Raw genomic sequence first — 14,366 nt, forward strand, 5'->3', positions numbered from 1 at the left:
TCCCCGACCCGGAGGTCTCATGCGGTTTCTCATCTTTTGTTCCCTCGCCCTGCTGACAGGTCAACCGGCCAGTGCGCAGACAACGTTTTCGGGCGAAAACCTGTTGCTGCGCCTGCCGACGGGGTTCGAAGAAGGCTATCAGGCCACACGCGGCAGCGACACGATCTCGGAATATGTGCCAGAAGGCGAAACGGTCGAAGACTGGACACGGATGCTGACGATCCAGATTTTCCGCGAGGCAGGCGATGCCGACCCGGTGGCCTATCTGGGGCAGCTTGGGACGGCGCTGAGCGAGGCGTGCCCCGGAAGCGGCGGCAACCTGCTGGGGCAAGAGCCGGTCGATGGGTTGCCTGCGGCGGCAGCGTTCTACGTCTGCCCCGCTGCCGAACAGGATGCCCCGCCGCAGGAAGTGTTCCTGACGCAGGCCATCGCGGGGCGCGATGCACTCTATGTCGTACAGATCGCGTGGCACGACGGCCCCGAGCAGGACGAATTGCGGCAGTGGATCGCCTACCTGCAGGAGGCAGGCGTCTGCGACACGCGGCGCGACGAGATGCCATGCCCGGACTGAAACCAGAGCGCATCGTCATCCTGACCGGCGCGGGAATTTCCGCCGAAAGCGGGCTTGGCACCTTTCGCGACAAGGACGGGCTGTGGACGCGCTACGATCTGACCGAGGTCGCCACGCCCGAGGGCTTTGCCCGCAACCCCGCGCTGGTGCATGATTTCTACAACGCGCGCCGCGCCAACGCGCTGGATGCCCGCCCCAACGCCGCCCACAGTGCGCTGGCGCGGCTGGAGGCGGACTGGCCGGGCGAGGTGCTGGTGGTGACGCAGAACGTCGACGACCTGCACGAACGCGCGGGCAGCCGCAACCTGCTGCACATGCACGGGGCGCTATCGGGGGCGCTTTGTGCCGCCTGTGATCACCGCTGGCCCGCGCCGCGCGAAATGGACGCCGACGCCCCCTGCCCCGGCTGTGGCGCGCCCCGCATCCGGCCCGATATCGTCTGGTTCGGCGAAATTCCCTATCACATGGACGCCATCGCAGAGGCGCTGTTTCAGGCCGACCTGTTCGTCTCGATCGGCACCTCGGGCGAGGTCTACCCTGCGGCGGGCTTGGTGCAGGAGGCACGGGCGGCGGGGGCCGAGACGCTTGAAATCAACCTTGAGCCGTCGCGCGTGCCGGGCATCTTCGACCGGGTGATCGCGGGGCCGGCCTCGGCGGCGGTGCCGGACTGGGTGGACGATATCCTGACAGGCTGCTGAGCCCGACACGAATTGCGGCGCGCCCCGATGGATGGAAGGGCGCGCCGCCTGAGCCGAATCTGCCAGGGACAAGAGAGGTCGGCCCAGTTCGGGCCGCGCCTTAGTTGCTGGCAGCGCCGCCCATGGTTCCGTTGCCCATGTTGCCATTGCCCATTGCGCCATGGTTCATCTGGCCCGCACCCATCATCGGGGTCCGCTCGTTGTCGACAACCACGGTCACGGGCACTTCGCCCGCCTGTTCAAAAACCAGCGTGATCGGAATCTCGTCACCCTGATTGAACGGGTTGGCGAGGCCCATGAACATCACGTGGTCGCCGCCGCGCGCCAGCGCGTGGGTTTCGCCGGCCGCGATGGGAAAACCCTCTTCGACCTGCATCATGCGCATCACGCCGTTATCGTCCGAGATATGGGTGTGCAGTTCGACACGGGCCGCGGCGTCGGACCAGACGTCGATCAGGCGGTCATCCATATCGGTATTGTTGGTGATTTCCATGAAGGCCGCGCCAGATTGCGCCATGCCAGAGGAAGCACGGGCATAAGCATCGGTCACGGCGATGTCCTGCGCCATGGCGGGCAGAGCGGCTGCAAAGGCGATAGCGCCCGCAAGAAGGGTTGGTTTGAACGACATGGGTCGTCTCCTTGGTATGATCTGATGTTGGAATAAACGGGGATCAGACCAAGGATGGGGGGCCACGCCCCTGACCGCCCTGAACGGGCGCCTCATGCAAGACCAGTGCGAAGGGCCGCACGTAGAGCGTTGCCATACGCCATTCAGGCACGTCGAGCGGGGCGATTTCGCTGAAGGCCAGCGCGCCCATCGTGCAATCGGGACAGGGATGGGTGGTTTTGGCAGGCTGCCCATCGGACCCGACGGGAACGACCTGCGCGACGCCGTTGATGCAAAGAATCATCGAGCCTGCGGGACTCATCCCGCCACGCGCAATGGCCATGCTGACCGAGGTCATGGCAAGAACCAGACCAAGCAGCAGGGCGGTTGCGGGGGCAGCAAAACGTCTCATGCCCGAGAGATAGGCACGCGGCGTGTGATTGAAAAGCGCAAAAATGACACGGCCCCCGGAGATTTTCCGGGGGCCGCGCCTTAAGGCCGAAACACGATCGAAAGGATCAGGCGGGTGCCTGTGCCTTTGCGATGTCTTTCTTGATCTTCAGCGCCTTGGCGGACAGATCTTCGTCCTTGGCTTTCGCCAGGAACGCATCCAAGCCACCGCGGTGGTCGACCGAACGCAGAGCCGAGGCGGACACGCGCAGCTTGAAGCTGCGATCCAGCGTGTCGGACCCAAGGGTCACTTCGTTCAGGTTCGGAAGAAACCGACGCTTGGTCTTGTTGTTGGCATGGCTGACATTGTTGCCAGACATCGGACCTTTTCCGGTCAATTCGCAGACGCGCGACATGGGCTTATCCTCGGGTCTCAGAAACGGACAAGGGCGCTGAGCTGGGTCAGCGCCCCTACAAATCTGGGCGGTGGATAAGGCGCTGTCATGGAAGTGTCAAGCGATTCATCCCAAGGGGACATGACTTTCCCGCACGCGGCGCATAGCGTGCCCCCATGGTGAAAGAGACAGAGCTTTATGGGCCGGTAAAGGCCTATCTGGAGGGGCAAGGATACGAGGTCAAGGCCGAGGTCGGGGCGGCCGATCTGGTGGCGGTGCGGGAAAACGAAGAGCCGGTGATCGTCGAGTTGAAGACACGATTCTCGCTGGCGCTGTTTCACCAGGCGGTGGCGCGGCAAGGGCTGACCGATCTGGTCTATGTCGCGGTGCCGCGCGGAACCGGGCGCGGGTTTCTCAAGGCGCTCAAAGAGAACACCGCGCTCTGCCGCCGATTGGGGCTGGGTTTGATAACGGTGCGGCTGCGCGACGGGTTCGTCGAGGCGCATTGCGATCCGGGGCCCTACGCGCCGCGCATCTCGAAACCGAAACGCCAGCGTCTGCTGCGAGAGTTTTCGCGTCGGGTGGGTGATCCAAATACAGGCGGCGCGACGCGGGTAGCGCTGGTGACCGCCTACCGGCAAGACGCGCTGCGCTGCGCCGCACATCTGGCAGAGCATGGTCCGTCACGGGGCCGGGACGTCAAGGCCGCGACCGGCGTGGACCGCGCCACAACCCTGATGCGCGACGACCATTACGGCTGGTTCGACAAGGTGGAAAAGGGCATCTACGCGCTGACGCCCAAGGGCGCGGAAGGGCTGGCCCTGTACGACAGGCCGGTGGAGCGCTAACCCTTCAGCCCCGCCAGCGCCTCGGCCGCCGCCGCATCGGGCGAGGTCTCGCCCTTTGCAACCGCCGCGCCGAGCTGGGCCATTTTCGCGCGCATCGACGCATCGCCGGTCAGCCGCGCCAACAGGCCCGAGCGCACCTCTTCCTCGAACCAGTGGCGGGCCTGTTCGGCGCGCCGGGCGTCCCAATGACCGGATTCCTTGCGCCACTCGGCCAGCGCCTGCATCTCGTCCCATGCGGGCTCCAGCCCGCTGCCGACGACCGCGGATACCGGCAGCGCCTTGGGGAAGCCCTCGGGGTCTTGCGGACGCTTGCGCAAAAGCCGCAGCGCGCCAGAATAATCCGCCACCGTTCGCATGGCGGTGGATTTCAAATCGCCATCGGCCTTGTTGATCAGGATGATATCGGCGATTTCCATGATCCCGCGCTTGACGCCCTGCAACTCGTCACCGCCCGCGGGCGCCAGCAACAGCACGAAGAGGTCGCACATCTCGGCCACCATGGTCTCGGACTGGCCGACGCCCACGGTCTCTATGATGATGACATCGAACCCCGCCGCTTCGCACAGGCTGACCGCCTCTCGCGTGCGGCGCGACACACCGCCGAGGTGGCTCATGGAGGGCGAGGGCCGGATAAAGGCGTTTGGCTGGCGGCTGAGCTGCTCCATCCGCGTCTTGTCACCCAGAATGGACCCACCCGAGCGGGCCGAACTGGGATCGACGGCCAGAACGGCGACGCGCAGCCCCTGCTCGACCAGCATCATGCCAAAGCTTTCGATGAATGTGGATTTGCCCACGCCCGGCGTGCCGGACAGACCGATGCGCAGCGCCTGCCGCCCATGGCCGCGCAGCCCCTCCAACAGGGCTGTTGCCGTCTTGCGGTGATCGGCGCGGGTACTTTCCACAAGCGTCACGGCCCGAGCCAACGCGCGGCGTTCACCGACAAGAATTCCGGCAGAGAGATCGTCGGTCGGGCGCGGCTCGGTCATGAATCCATCGTCTTTCATGGTTAGGGTCGGGCGTGTGCCGTCATCATCTGGTGCGAAGAGGTTTTTGCCCCGCCGGGGCGGGCCTTGTCCACCCGGCGCGGCGAAATGACATGAGACCGAGGCAGTATGCGACGGCTGATCCTGTTTCTTCTTTTGCTTCCCCATGCCGCTTTGGCACAGGATATCTTCACCGCCCGCTACGATGTGCGGTTCGGCCCGCTGCGCATCGCCGAAATCGTGCTGCGCGCCAGCGACACGCAAAGCGCCTATGCCGTGGCCGGGCGGGTCACGAGTGCGGGGATCGCCGGTGCCTTTCGCGACATCCGCTTTGACCTTGCCGCCGAGGGGCGGCGGATCGGCGTCGCGTTTCTGCCCCTGTCCTACCGCGAAGACGTTGATACAGGACGTCGGGCCAGCCGTGTGAGCCTGGTCTACCCCGACGGCGGGCCGGTTCTGCAAAGCATCATCCCAGCACATGCACCACAGCCGTGGGACGTGGACCCCGCCGCGCAGGGCGACACGATCGACCCGATGAGCGCGCTGTATCGGTTGGCGCGCCCGCGCCCGTTGGAGGCGTTGTGCGATTGGTCGGTCGCGGTCTTTGACGGGCGGCGGCGATCGTCCTTGAGCGTGGGGCCAGTCGAAGTGGAGAGTGGCCGCGCCCTGTGCCTTGGGGTCTATGCCCGTATCGCCGGCTTCCCCCCCGAGGATATGGCCGAGCGGCGGGATTTTCCCTTTGTCGTTGAGTTCTCGGCAGAAGAAGACGGGCGCTGGCGGTTGACGCGAGTGGAAACTCAGACCCTTTATGGCCGCGTGCGCATCCTGGAACGAGATTGACCCCGCGACGTGACCCGCCTGCCCATCGACCCGATCCTGCCAGAGCTGTTGGACGCGCTCAGGCTCCACGGCCGCGCCGTGCTGCAAGCGCCCCCCGGCGCGGGCAAGACCACGCGCGTGCCCTTGGCGCTGCTCGGGGCGGGGCTGGCGCCGGGGCGCATCCTGATGCTGGAACCGCGCAGGCTGGCCGCCCGCGCCTCGGCTGAACGCATGGCCGAAACCTTGGGGGAAGAGGTCGGGCAAAGCGTGGGCTATCGTGTGCGCGGCGACAGCAAGGTAAGCAAGGCCACGCGGGTGGAGGTGGTGACCGAAGGCATCCTGACGCGCATGTTGCAGGACAATCCCGAATTGCCCGGCGTCGGCGCGGTGATCTTCGACGAATTCCACGAACGCTCGCTCAATGCCGATCTGGGGCTGGCCCTGACATGGGAGGTGCGGGGCGCGCTGCGCGACGACCTGCTGCTGCTGGTCATGTCGGCCACGCTCGACGCCGCGCCGGTCGCCGCGCTGCTGGACAATGCGCCAGTTGTGACGTCAGAGGGCAAGGCGTTTCCCGTCGACACCCGCTGGCGCGAGGCCCCGCCCCCGAAGGATCAGAGGTTCGAACACACCATGGCGGCGCTGATCCGGCAGGGTCTGGCCGAGGCGCAGGGCGGCATTCTGGCGTTCCTGCCCGGCGAGGGGGAAATCCGGCGCACGGCGGCCCTGCTGACCGACCTGCCGGGCGACGTGGTGCTGCACCAGCTTTTCGGCGCAATGCCCCTGGCGGCACAGCGTGCGGCGCTGCGATCTGAAGCCAAGGGCCAGCGCAAACTGGTGCTGTCGACCGCGATTGCCGAAACCTCGCTGACGATCCCCGATATCCGCGTGGTTGTGGACGGAGGCCGCGCACGGCGGGCGCGGTTCGATCCGTCCTCGGGCATGTCGCGGCTGGTGACCGATCCGGTCAGCCGCGCCGAGGCCGAACAGCGCCGGGGCCGCGCGGGACGGGTCGCGCCGGGGGTGTGCTATCGCAACTGGACCAAGGCGGCCGAGGGCGCCTTGCCCGCCTTTCCACCAGCCGAGATCGAGGCGACCGATCTGGCCGGGCTGGCGTTGGAACTGGCGCTGTGGGGGGCGGGCGACGGTGCGGACCTGGCCTTCCTGACGCCGCCACCCGCAGGGGCATTGGCCGAGGCGCAGGCGCTCTTGCGCAGCCTCGGGGCGCTGGACGAGGGCGGCGCTATCACCGCGCATGGCCGGACGCTCGCCGCCCTGCCCCTGCACCCACGTCTGGCGCATATGCTGGCGCTTGGCGGTCCGGGGGCCGAGCGGCTGGCAGCCCTGCTGGCCGAGCGGGATCCGTTGCGCGACAGGGGCACCGATCTGACCTTGCGGATGCGGGCGCTGGACGATCCGGGGCGGATGAATGCCGACCGGGGGGCGGTGGCACGGATCAAACAGGACGCCAAACGCTTGGCCCGGTTTGCGAAAGGGCCGAAACATTCCCTCGCCGAGCAAGCAGCGCTGGCCTATCCCGACCGCATCGGGTTGCGCCGCAAGGGCGACGCGCCGCGTTTCGTGCTGTCGGGTGGCAAGGGCGCGGTGATGTCCGAGGCCGACACGCTGGCGGGACAGCGGCTGATCGTGGTGACGGATCTGGACGGCAACCCGCGAGAGGCCCGTATTCGGCAGGCCGTAGCGCTGAGCGAAAGCGAGTTGCGCGGGCTCTATGCCGGTCGGATCCACTGGGTCAGCGCCTGCGATTGGTCAAGGCGCGACCGCCGGGTAAGGGCGCGGCAACAGGAGATGTTCGGCGCGCTGGTGCTACAGGACCGGCTGTGGGCCGACGCGCCGCCCGAGGCGATGACCGGGGCTTTGCTGGCGGGCATCCGCGATCTGGGGATGGATGTGCTGAACTGGTCGAAATCCGCGCGGCTCTTGCGCGCGCGTTTGCGCGCCTCGGGGCTGGTGGATGTGTCGGACGCGGCGCTGTCGGACGGGCTGGAAGACTGGCTCGCACCGTTCCTGACCACTCAGAGCAACGCCGAGGATCTCAAAAGGCTTGATCCGACCGAGGCGCTCAAGACCCTGCTTGACTGGTCGCAGCAACAGGAGCTGGATCGCCTCGCCCCCGCCCATTGGGCCACGCCGATGGGGCGCAAGGCGGCCATCGACTATTCCGGCGACATCCCCGAGGTGGCGCTGCGCCTGCAAGAGGTGTTCGGGACCACGGTGCATCCCACCATCGGGCAGGACCGGCAGCCGCTGCGCATGACGCTGCTGTCGCCCGCGGGCCGCCCGGTGCAGACCACCATGGACCTGCCCGGCTTTTGGGTCGGCAGTTACGCCGATGTGCGCAAGGACATGCGCGCGCGCTATCCGAAACATCCGTGGCCGGAAGACCCGGCCAACGCCGACCCCACCCTGCGCGCGAAGCCACGCAAAGGGTGAGGCCGGGGGCTTTAGCCGATCTCGGCCAGACGCGCCAGCGCGTCCTTGATCTTGGCCTCTTCCTCTTCGCGGGCGGCAAGGTTTTCACGGGTTTCCTCGACAACCTCTTCCGGCGCGCTGGCCGCGAATTTCGGGTTGTTGAGCCGCCCGCGCAGGCCGCCCAATTCCTTGGCAAGCTTGCCCAAGACCTTTTCAAGCCGCGCCTTTTCCTCGTCCACGTCGATGATGTCGGCAATCGGCAGGCCGAAGACCGCGCCTTCCACGGCGATGGTGACGGCGCCCTTGGGCAGCGTGTCCACTGTTTCGACACCGACGACACGGGCCATGCGCAGGATCATCGCTTCGTTCCGGTCCCACGCGGCCTGGCCCTTGGCGTCCAGCTCCGCCTGCAACAGCGGCACTTTCAACCCGGCGGGCACATGCATCTGCGCGCGGATCGAGCGGATTTCCTCGATCAGGGAAATCACCCAGTTCATCTCGCGATCAGCCTCGGCATCCACCAAATCCTCGCCATAGGTCGGCCAGTCGGTGTGCACCAGCAGCTTCTCGCGCTCGGCGATCTGGCCCCACAGCTCTTCTGTGACGAAGGGCATGGTGGGGTGCAGCAACGTCAGGCACTGGTCGATGACCCAGGCCATGGTGGCGCGGGTTTCCGCGATCACGGCCGCGTCGCCAGAGGCGAAGAGCGGCTTGGCGAATTCCAGATACCAGTCGCAGACCTTGCCCCAGACGGTGGCGTAGAGCCCGTTGGCGGCGTCGTTGAAGCGGTAGGCGTCGAGCGCCGCATCATGGGCAACGCGGGCACGGGCGACCTCGCCCACAATCCAGCGGTTGACGGTCTGGCTTACGCCCGCAGGGTCGAAGCCTGCAACCGGGACGCACTCATTCATCTCGGCAAACCGCGCCGCGTTCCAGATCTTGGTGGCGAAGTTGCGGTAGCCCGCGATGCGGCTCGTCGACAGCTTCAGGTCACGGCCCATGGCGGCCATCGAGGCGAGCGTGAAGCGCACGGCATCGGCGCCGTAGTCGTCGATCAGTTCCAGCGGGTCCAGAACGTTGCCCAAGGACTTGGACATCTTCTTGCCCTTCTCATCCCGGACGAGCGCGTGGACATAGACCGTGTGGAACGGGATCTGGTCCACAACGGCCAGCTGCATCATCATCATCCGGGCGACCCAGAAGAAGATGATGTCGAAGCCTGTGATAAGAGTGCTGGTCGGGAAATACTTCGCGTAGGCGTCGGTCTCCTCGGGCCAGCCGAGGGTGCCGATGGGCCAGAGGCCGGAGGAGAACCAGGTGTCGAGGACGTCGGGGTCACGCCAAACAGGGATAATCCTCCGGCCCTCTCCTGCGGCTTTATAGAGTTGCTCGATTGCTTGGCTTTCACTGGCAACTTCAACAATTTCGAGATCAATAATTGCAGCGCCGTCTAGGAGAAATTGACGGACATGTGCATCAATGACGGGAAAAGCTTCTTCTTCTGTGGCGACACAAGCTCTAAACTGCGTGTAGCCATTCGGAATTTGGGCGAGATCACCTTCGTCTGTGCCCGCTATGCGTGCACTATTGAAAACCTCGTTTAGGCCAAGGTTCGAATACGCGTCGGACAAATTTACCACGGGGAGCGTGTACCAAACCGGAATCTGGTGCCCCCACCACAGCTGGCGCGAGATGCACCAGGGCTCGATATTTTCCAGCCAGTGATAATAGGTCTTGGCGTCGCGCTCGGGCAGGATGCGGGTGTAGCCTGCGGTCTCGTCGAACGTGCCAGCCTCCTGCGCGGCCATGCCCTGCCGGACGGCATCGAGCGCCGGGTCCACGATCTTGGCGGCGTCCACGAACCACTGGTCAGTCAGGTAGGGCTCGATGGCCACCTTGGACCGGTCGCCATGGGGCACCATGTGCTTGTCTTCGTCGATCCCGTCGAGCCAGCCATTGTCGCGGGCCTCGGTGACGATGGCGTCGCGCGCCTCATACCGGTCGCGCCCGTCATAGCGCTCGATGGCTGCTCCGACCATCTCCGCCGGGCAGCCTTCGGCGAAATCGTCATTACCGAGCAGGAACATCGCCGCGCGGGTGGTCATGACGTTGATGGCACGCAGGTTGGTGCGCTTGCCGACCTCCATGTCGTTGAAATCATGCGCGGGCGTGATTTTCACCGCGCCGGTGCCCTTGTCCGGGTCGGCATATTCATCGGCGACGATCGGGATCGAGCGGCCACAGATCGGCAGCGTCACGGTCTTGCCGATCAGGTGGGCATAACGCCGGTCCTCCGGGTGCACCGCAACACCGGTATCGCCCAGCATCGTTTCGGGGCGCGTCGTGGCGACGGTCAGGTAATCGCGGGTTTCCCAGTCGGTCGGGTTGCCTTCTTCGTCGAACTCGATGGGGTGGTTGTAGGTCTCGCCGCCATCCAGCTTGTAGCGCAGGCGCCACATCTTGCCGTTCACCTCGACCTGCTCGACCTCCAGATCGGAAATCGCTGTCTCGAAATGCGGATCCCAGTTCACCAGCCGCTTGCCGCGATAGATGAACCCCTTGTTGTACATCTCCACGAAGACCTTGATCACGGCGTCGTGGAAATTGGGGCCATGGCCCGCCTCGGGGTCGCCTTTGGCGCCGCCCATGGTGAAGGCCTCGCGCGACCAGTCGCAGGACGCGCCAAGGCGCTTCAATTGCCCGATGATGGTGCCGCGCGACTTGACCTTCTGTTGCCAGACGCGGTCAAGAAACGCCTCGCGCCCCATTTCGCGGCGGGTGGGTTCGCCATTCCCGGCCATCTCGCGTTCGGTCACCATCTGCGTGGCGATGCCCGCATGGTCGGTGCCCGGCTGCCACAGCGTGTCAAACCCGCGCATCCGGTGCCAGCGCACGAGAATATCCTGCAGCGTGTTGTTGAAGGCGTGGCCCATATGCAGGCTGCCCGTCACATTCGGCGGCGGGATCATGATGCAGAAGGTATCGTCGCGGCTCGCGTTGGCGCCAGCGGCAAAGGCATTCGCCTCGTCCCATTTCGCCAGAATGCGCGGTTCGGCGTCGGCGGCGTTAAAGGTCTTTTCCATGCGCCTCATGTCCCATCTTTTCTGTCACGGCTGACTTATCCGCTTCACATCGAAAGGCCAAGAGGATGTGGCCGGGATTCGCGGCACAAAGCCCCTCTGGACAGGGCCGGATGGGTTGTTACCTATTGAGCGAGACAATGAGAGGGGCAGGACACATGAAATTCGGAAGCAGCCAGTCGGTGACGCGAGAGGAAGATCAACGGTTCCTGACGGGCCACGGGCGCTATGTCGATGACCTTGCCCCGAAGGACGCGCTGCATTGCCACGTCTTTCGCAGCCCGGTCGCCCACGCCGAGATCACCGATCTGGACGTGTCCGAGGCGCGTTCGGCCCCCGGCGTGCATCTGGTGGTGACGGCGGCGGATCTGGCCGAGGCGGGGCTGGCCAATGCCATCCCCTATACGGTCATCGACAACGAGGATGGCAGCAAGGCGGCGGCGCCCCGCCGCCCGATCCTTGCCGAGGGGCGGGTGCGCTTCGTCGGGGAACCGGTGGCGTTCATCGTGGCCGACTCGATCGCCGCCGCGCGGGACGCCGCCGAGGCCATCGTCTTCGACTATGACGATCTGGAACCGAAACTGGACGTCGCCGTCGGTGGCCCCGAGATTCACCCAGAGGCCCCGGAAAACCGGTGCTATAGCTGGGGCGCGGGCGACAAGGCGGCGGCGGATGCGGCGATGGCGGCAGCCGCGCATGTCGTTACCGTCACGGTCGAAGACAACAGGATCATGGCCGCCAGCATGGAACCCCGCGCGATTTTTGCCGAGATGCAGGGCGAGCGGCTGCATATCTGCGAAAACGGTCAGGGCGTCTGGAGCAAGAAGGCCGGGATTTCGGGCTGGCTGGGCATCGACGCCGAGCAGGTGCTGGTCACCACCCCCGACGTTGGCGGGGCCTTTGGCATGAAGACCATGCATTACCCCGAACATTTCCTGCTGACCTTCGCCACCCGGACCCTGAACCGCCCGGTGCGCTGGATGGCCGATCGCACGGAATCGATGTTGTCCGACAATGCCGGGCGCGACCTGAGCTGCACCGCCGAGTTGGGCTTTGACGACGCGTTGAAGCTGACCGCCTATCGCCTGCACACGGTGTCGAACCTCGGCGCTTATGTGTCGGGATTTGCGCAGAACATCCAGAGCCGCCTGTTCAGCCACGTCTTTCCGGGCGTCTACGATGTTCAAGCCGCCTACATGAACAACACGGCAGTTTTCACCAACACAACGCAAGTCGATGCCTATCGCGGCGCCGGGCGCCCCGAGGCGATCTATGTTCTGGAACGTGCCATGGATCACGCCGCGCGGGTGCTGGGGATCGACCCGATGGACCTGCGGCGGCGCAGTTTCATCCGCCCCGAGCAGATGCCCTATAAAACAGCGGTGGGGGAGCTATACGACTCGGGCGCCTTTGCCCGCGCCATGGACCGGGCCGCGGAAGAGGCCGACACCGCAGGCTTTGCCGCCCGCCGCGCCGCCAGCGCCGCCGAGGGCAAGCTGCGCGGACAGGGCCTGTGCTATTACATCGAGGCCATTCTGGGTCAGCCGATGGAAACCGCCAAGATCGTGCTCACCGCGACCGGGGCCAAGGTCTTCGTCGGCACGCAATCGGCCGGACAGGGGCACGAGACGGTCTACAAGCAATTGCTGCGCGACCGGCTGGGGCTGGACCTGGATCAGATCGAGATCGTGCAGGGCGATTCAGACCAGATCGCCAAAGGCGGCGGCACCGGCGGATCGCGCTCGGTTACCGTGCAGGGATCGGCAATTCATGCCACTTCGGAACGGCTGCTAGACGGCCTTCTGCCCTTTGCGGAAGAGGTCATGGGCGCGGAGGACGTGCGTTTCGATCCAGAGGAGGCCGTGTTTCGCGCGCCCGGCTCCAACACCGTTCTGGGCCTGATGGAACTGGCCGAACAGGCCGAGGCCCAAGGCCGTGGCGACCTGTTGACCGCGGAAAAGGAAATCCGCAACGCGGGCCGATCCTTTCCCAATGGCTGTCACGTTGCCGAGATCGAAATTGATCCCGATACCGGCCTGTTAACCATTGATCGCTATGCCGTTGTCGATGATCTTGGCAATCTGATGAACCCGATGCTGGTCAAGGGCCAGATCCATGGCGGCATTGCGCAAGGGGCGGGACAGGCGATGAACGAACGCGTGGTCTTTGACGAGGACGGGCAGCTATTGACCGCAACCTTCATGGATTACGGCATGCCGCGCGCGGGCGATTTCCCCTTTTTCGGCTTTCACTCGGAACCGACAGAGACCCAGACCAACATCCTCGGGATGAAGGGGTGCGGCGAGGCAGGGACCATCGGGGCGATGGCCGCGGTGGCCAATGCGGTGCAGGATGCAGTCTGGTCCGAAGGCGTCAAAGTGGCGGACATGCCTTTCACCCCGCACCGGTTGTGGCACATGATCCAGGAGGCGCGAACCAGCGGTGGACAGGCGTAAACGCAGATGGACCTTTTGGCGGGGATTTCGAAACACCCCGCCGCCGCGGCTGCCCGCTGCCCGCCCGCCCTGCGTTCATGTCGTGCTGATGGATGGCACCATGTCCAGCCTGCGCCACGGCAATGAAACCAATATCGGCCTGACCTACCGGCTGCTGTCGGAACTCGGCCCCAACGCCAACATGACCCTGTATTACGAACCGGGCATCCAGTGGCGCGGCGTCAAGCGCGCGGTCGAGGTGCTTGCCGGAATCGGGATCAACCGCCAGATCAAGCGCGCCTACCTGTTCCTGGCGCGCAATTATCACCCCGGCGACAAGATCATGCTGATGGGCTATTCGCGCGGCGCCTTTGCCGTCCGCTCGCTGGCCGGACTGATCGACAAGCTGGGGCTGCTGCGGCCCGCGCAAATCAGCGTCGAGACACTCGACCGGATGTATTGCCACTACCAGGAAGCGCCCGACAGCCCCGCCGCCCGCGCATTTCGAAACGCCCGATGCCATGTCGAAACGCCGATCGAACTGGTGGGCGTCTATGACACGGTGCGCGCCCTCGGGCTGCGCTGGCCCATCGTCTGGCGCTTCGCGCCCGAGGCGCAGGCGTTTCACAGCCACGCGCTCGGCCCTTGCATCCGGCACGGGCGCCACGCGCTGGCCATGGACGAAACCCGAGAGGTCTATGCCCCGGTCCTTTGGTCGGTGCCCGACGGCAGCCCCAGCGACGTGGTGCAGATGTGGTTTCGCGGCACCCATGGCGATGTCGGCGGCCAGCTTGGCGACTGGGTCGCGGCGCGGCCTCTGTCGAACATCCCTCTGGTCTGGATGCTGAGCGAAGCCGAACGTTGCGGCCTGCCCCTGCCCCAGCATTGGCGCAGCCGCTACCTGACCGATGCCCACGCACCGTCTGTCGGCACGCTGCGGGGGTGGGGGGTGATGTTCTGGAACCGCCGCCGCCGTCGCTTCGGCAGCGATCCTTCGGAGCGGATCCATTCCTCCGCGGTCGGGTCCGCCCGCGCGGCCGGCCTGGCGGTGATGGCAAACGGCCAGTTGCAGACCGACTGACACAGCAGGCCCCTTGCACCCCGGCG

The 14,366-nt window shown here is 65.6% G+C and carries 12 protein-coding genes; 7 read left to right on the forward strand and 5 right to left on the reverse strand.

The features are described 5' to 3' along the window. Window positions 1-19 precede the first annotated feature (19 nt). Window positions 20-571 (forward strand): hypothetical protein, encoded by a 552-nt coding sequence (locus BKY27_RS02455; protein ID WP_071672844.1) that lies wholly within the window; start codon window positions 20-22, stop codon window positions 569-571. After that, on the forward strand, window positions 559-1,269 hold the full coding sequence (locus BKY27_RS02460) for an NAD-dependent deacylase (RefSeq protein WP_071672845.1): 711 nt from the start codon (window positions 559-561) through the stop codon (window positions 1,267-1,269). The genes BKY27_RS02455 and BKY27_RS02460 overlap by 13 nt, the downstream gene beginning before the upstream one ends. 100 nt (window positions 1,270-1,369) lie before the next feature. Here BKY27_RS02460 and BKY27_RS02465 read toward each other — a convergent pair whose 3' ends face one another. The 3 genes from BKY27_RS02465 to rpmB all read right to left on the reverse strand — a co-directional run bounded on the left by BKY27_RS02465 (window position 1,370) and on the right by rpmB (window position 2,682). Further along, window positions 1,370-1,897 (reverse strand): copper chaperone PCu(A)C, encoded by a 528-nt coding sequence (locus BKY27_RS02465; RefSeq protein ID WP_071672846.1) that lies wholly within the window; start codon window positions 1,895-1,897, stop codon window positions 1,370-1,372. Window positions 1,898-1,940: 43 nt separating this feature from the next. Continuing rightward, window positions 1,941-2,288 (reverse strand): hypothetical protein, encoded by a 348-nt coding sequence (locus BKY27_RS02470; protein ID WP_071672847.1) that lies wholly within the window; start codon window positions 2,286-2,288, stop codon window positions 1,941-1,943. Window positions 2,289-2,394: 106 nt separating this feature from the next. Continuing rightward, window positions 2,395-2,682 (reverse strand): 50S ribosomal protein L28, encoded by a 288-nt coding sequence (rpmB, locus tag BKY27_RS02475; RefSeq protein ID WP_071672848.1) that lies wholly within the window; start codon window positions 2,680-2,682, stop codon window positions 2,395-2,397. Between the two features lie 155 nt (window positions 2,683-2,837). On the opposite strand from rpmB, the gene BKY27_RS02480 reads away from it, so the two are divergent. Further along, window positions 2,838-3,509, forward strand: a complete 672-nt coding sequence (locus BKY27_RS02480) for a DUF2161 domain-containing phosphodiesterase (protein WP_071672849.1) — start codon at window positions 2,838-2,840, stop codon at window positions 3,507-3,509. On the opposite strand, the gene meaB is transcribed toward BKY27_RS02480, so the two are convergent. Continuing rightward, on the reverse strand, window positions 3,506-4,495 hold the full coding sequence (gene meaB, locus BKY27_RS02485) for a methylmalonyl Co-A mutase-associated GTPase MeaB (RefSeq protein WP_071672943.1): 990 nt from the start codon (window positions 4,493-4,495) through the stop codon (window positions 3,506-3,508). The genes BKY27_RS02480 and meaB overlap by 4 nt on opposite strands. Window positions 4,496-4,621: 126 nt before the next feature. Between meaB and BKY27_RS02490 the strand changes: the two genes are divergently transcribed. Continuing rightward, a complete protein-coding gene (locus BKY27_RS02490) occupies window positions 4,622-5,332 on the forward strand; it encodes a DUF3108 domain-containing protein (RefSeq protein ID WP_071672850.1) in 711 nt (236 codons plus the stop codon). A gap of 9 nt (window positions 5,333-5,341) precedes the next feature. After that, a complete protein-coding gene (gene hrpB / locus BKY27_RS02495; RefSeq protein ID WP_071672851.1) occupies window positions 5,342-7,765 on the forward strand; it encodes an ATP-dependent helicase HrpB in 2,424 nt (807 codons plus the stop codon). Between the two features lie 11 nt (window positions 7,766-7,776). Here hrpB and BKY27_RS02500 read toward each other — a convergent pair whose 3' ends face one another. Further along, window positions 7,777-10,827 (reverse strand): valine--tRNA ligase, encoded by a 3,051-nt coding sequence (locus BKY27_RS02500; protein ID WP_071672852.1) that lies wholly within the window; start codon window positions 10,825-10,827, stop codon window positions 7,777-7,779. 155 nt (window positions 10,828-10,982) lie between these two features. Between BKY27_RS02500 and BKY27_RS02505 the strand changes: the two genes are divergently transcribed. Further along, on the forward strand, window positions 10,983-13,280 hold the full coding sequence (locus BKY27_RS02505; RefSeq protein ID WP_071672853.1) for a xanthine dehydrogenase family protein molybdopterin-binding subunit: 2,298 nt from the start codon (window positions 10,983-10,985) through the stop codon (window positions 13,278-13,280). Window positions 13,281-13,368: 88 nt separating this feature from the next. After that, a complete protein-coding gene (locus BKY27_RS02510) occupies window positions 13,369-14,340 on the forward strand; it encodes a DUF2235 domain-containing protein (RefSeq protein ID WP_084667822.1) in 972 nt (323 codons plus the stop codon). Window positions 14,341-14,366 lie beyond the last annotated feature (26 nt).

The organism is Nioella nitratireducens, assembly GCF_001879715.1.
Taxonomy (GTDB): Bacteria; Pseudomonadota; Alphaproteobacteria; order Rhodobacterales; family Rhodobacteraceae; genus Nioella; species Nioella nitratireducens.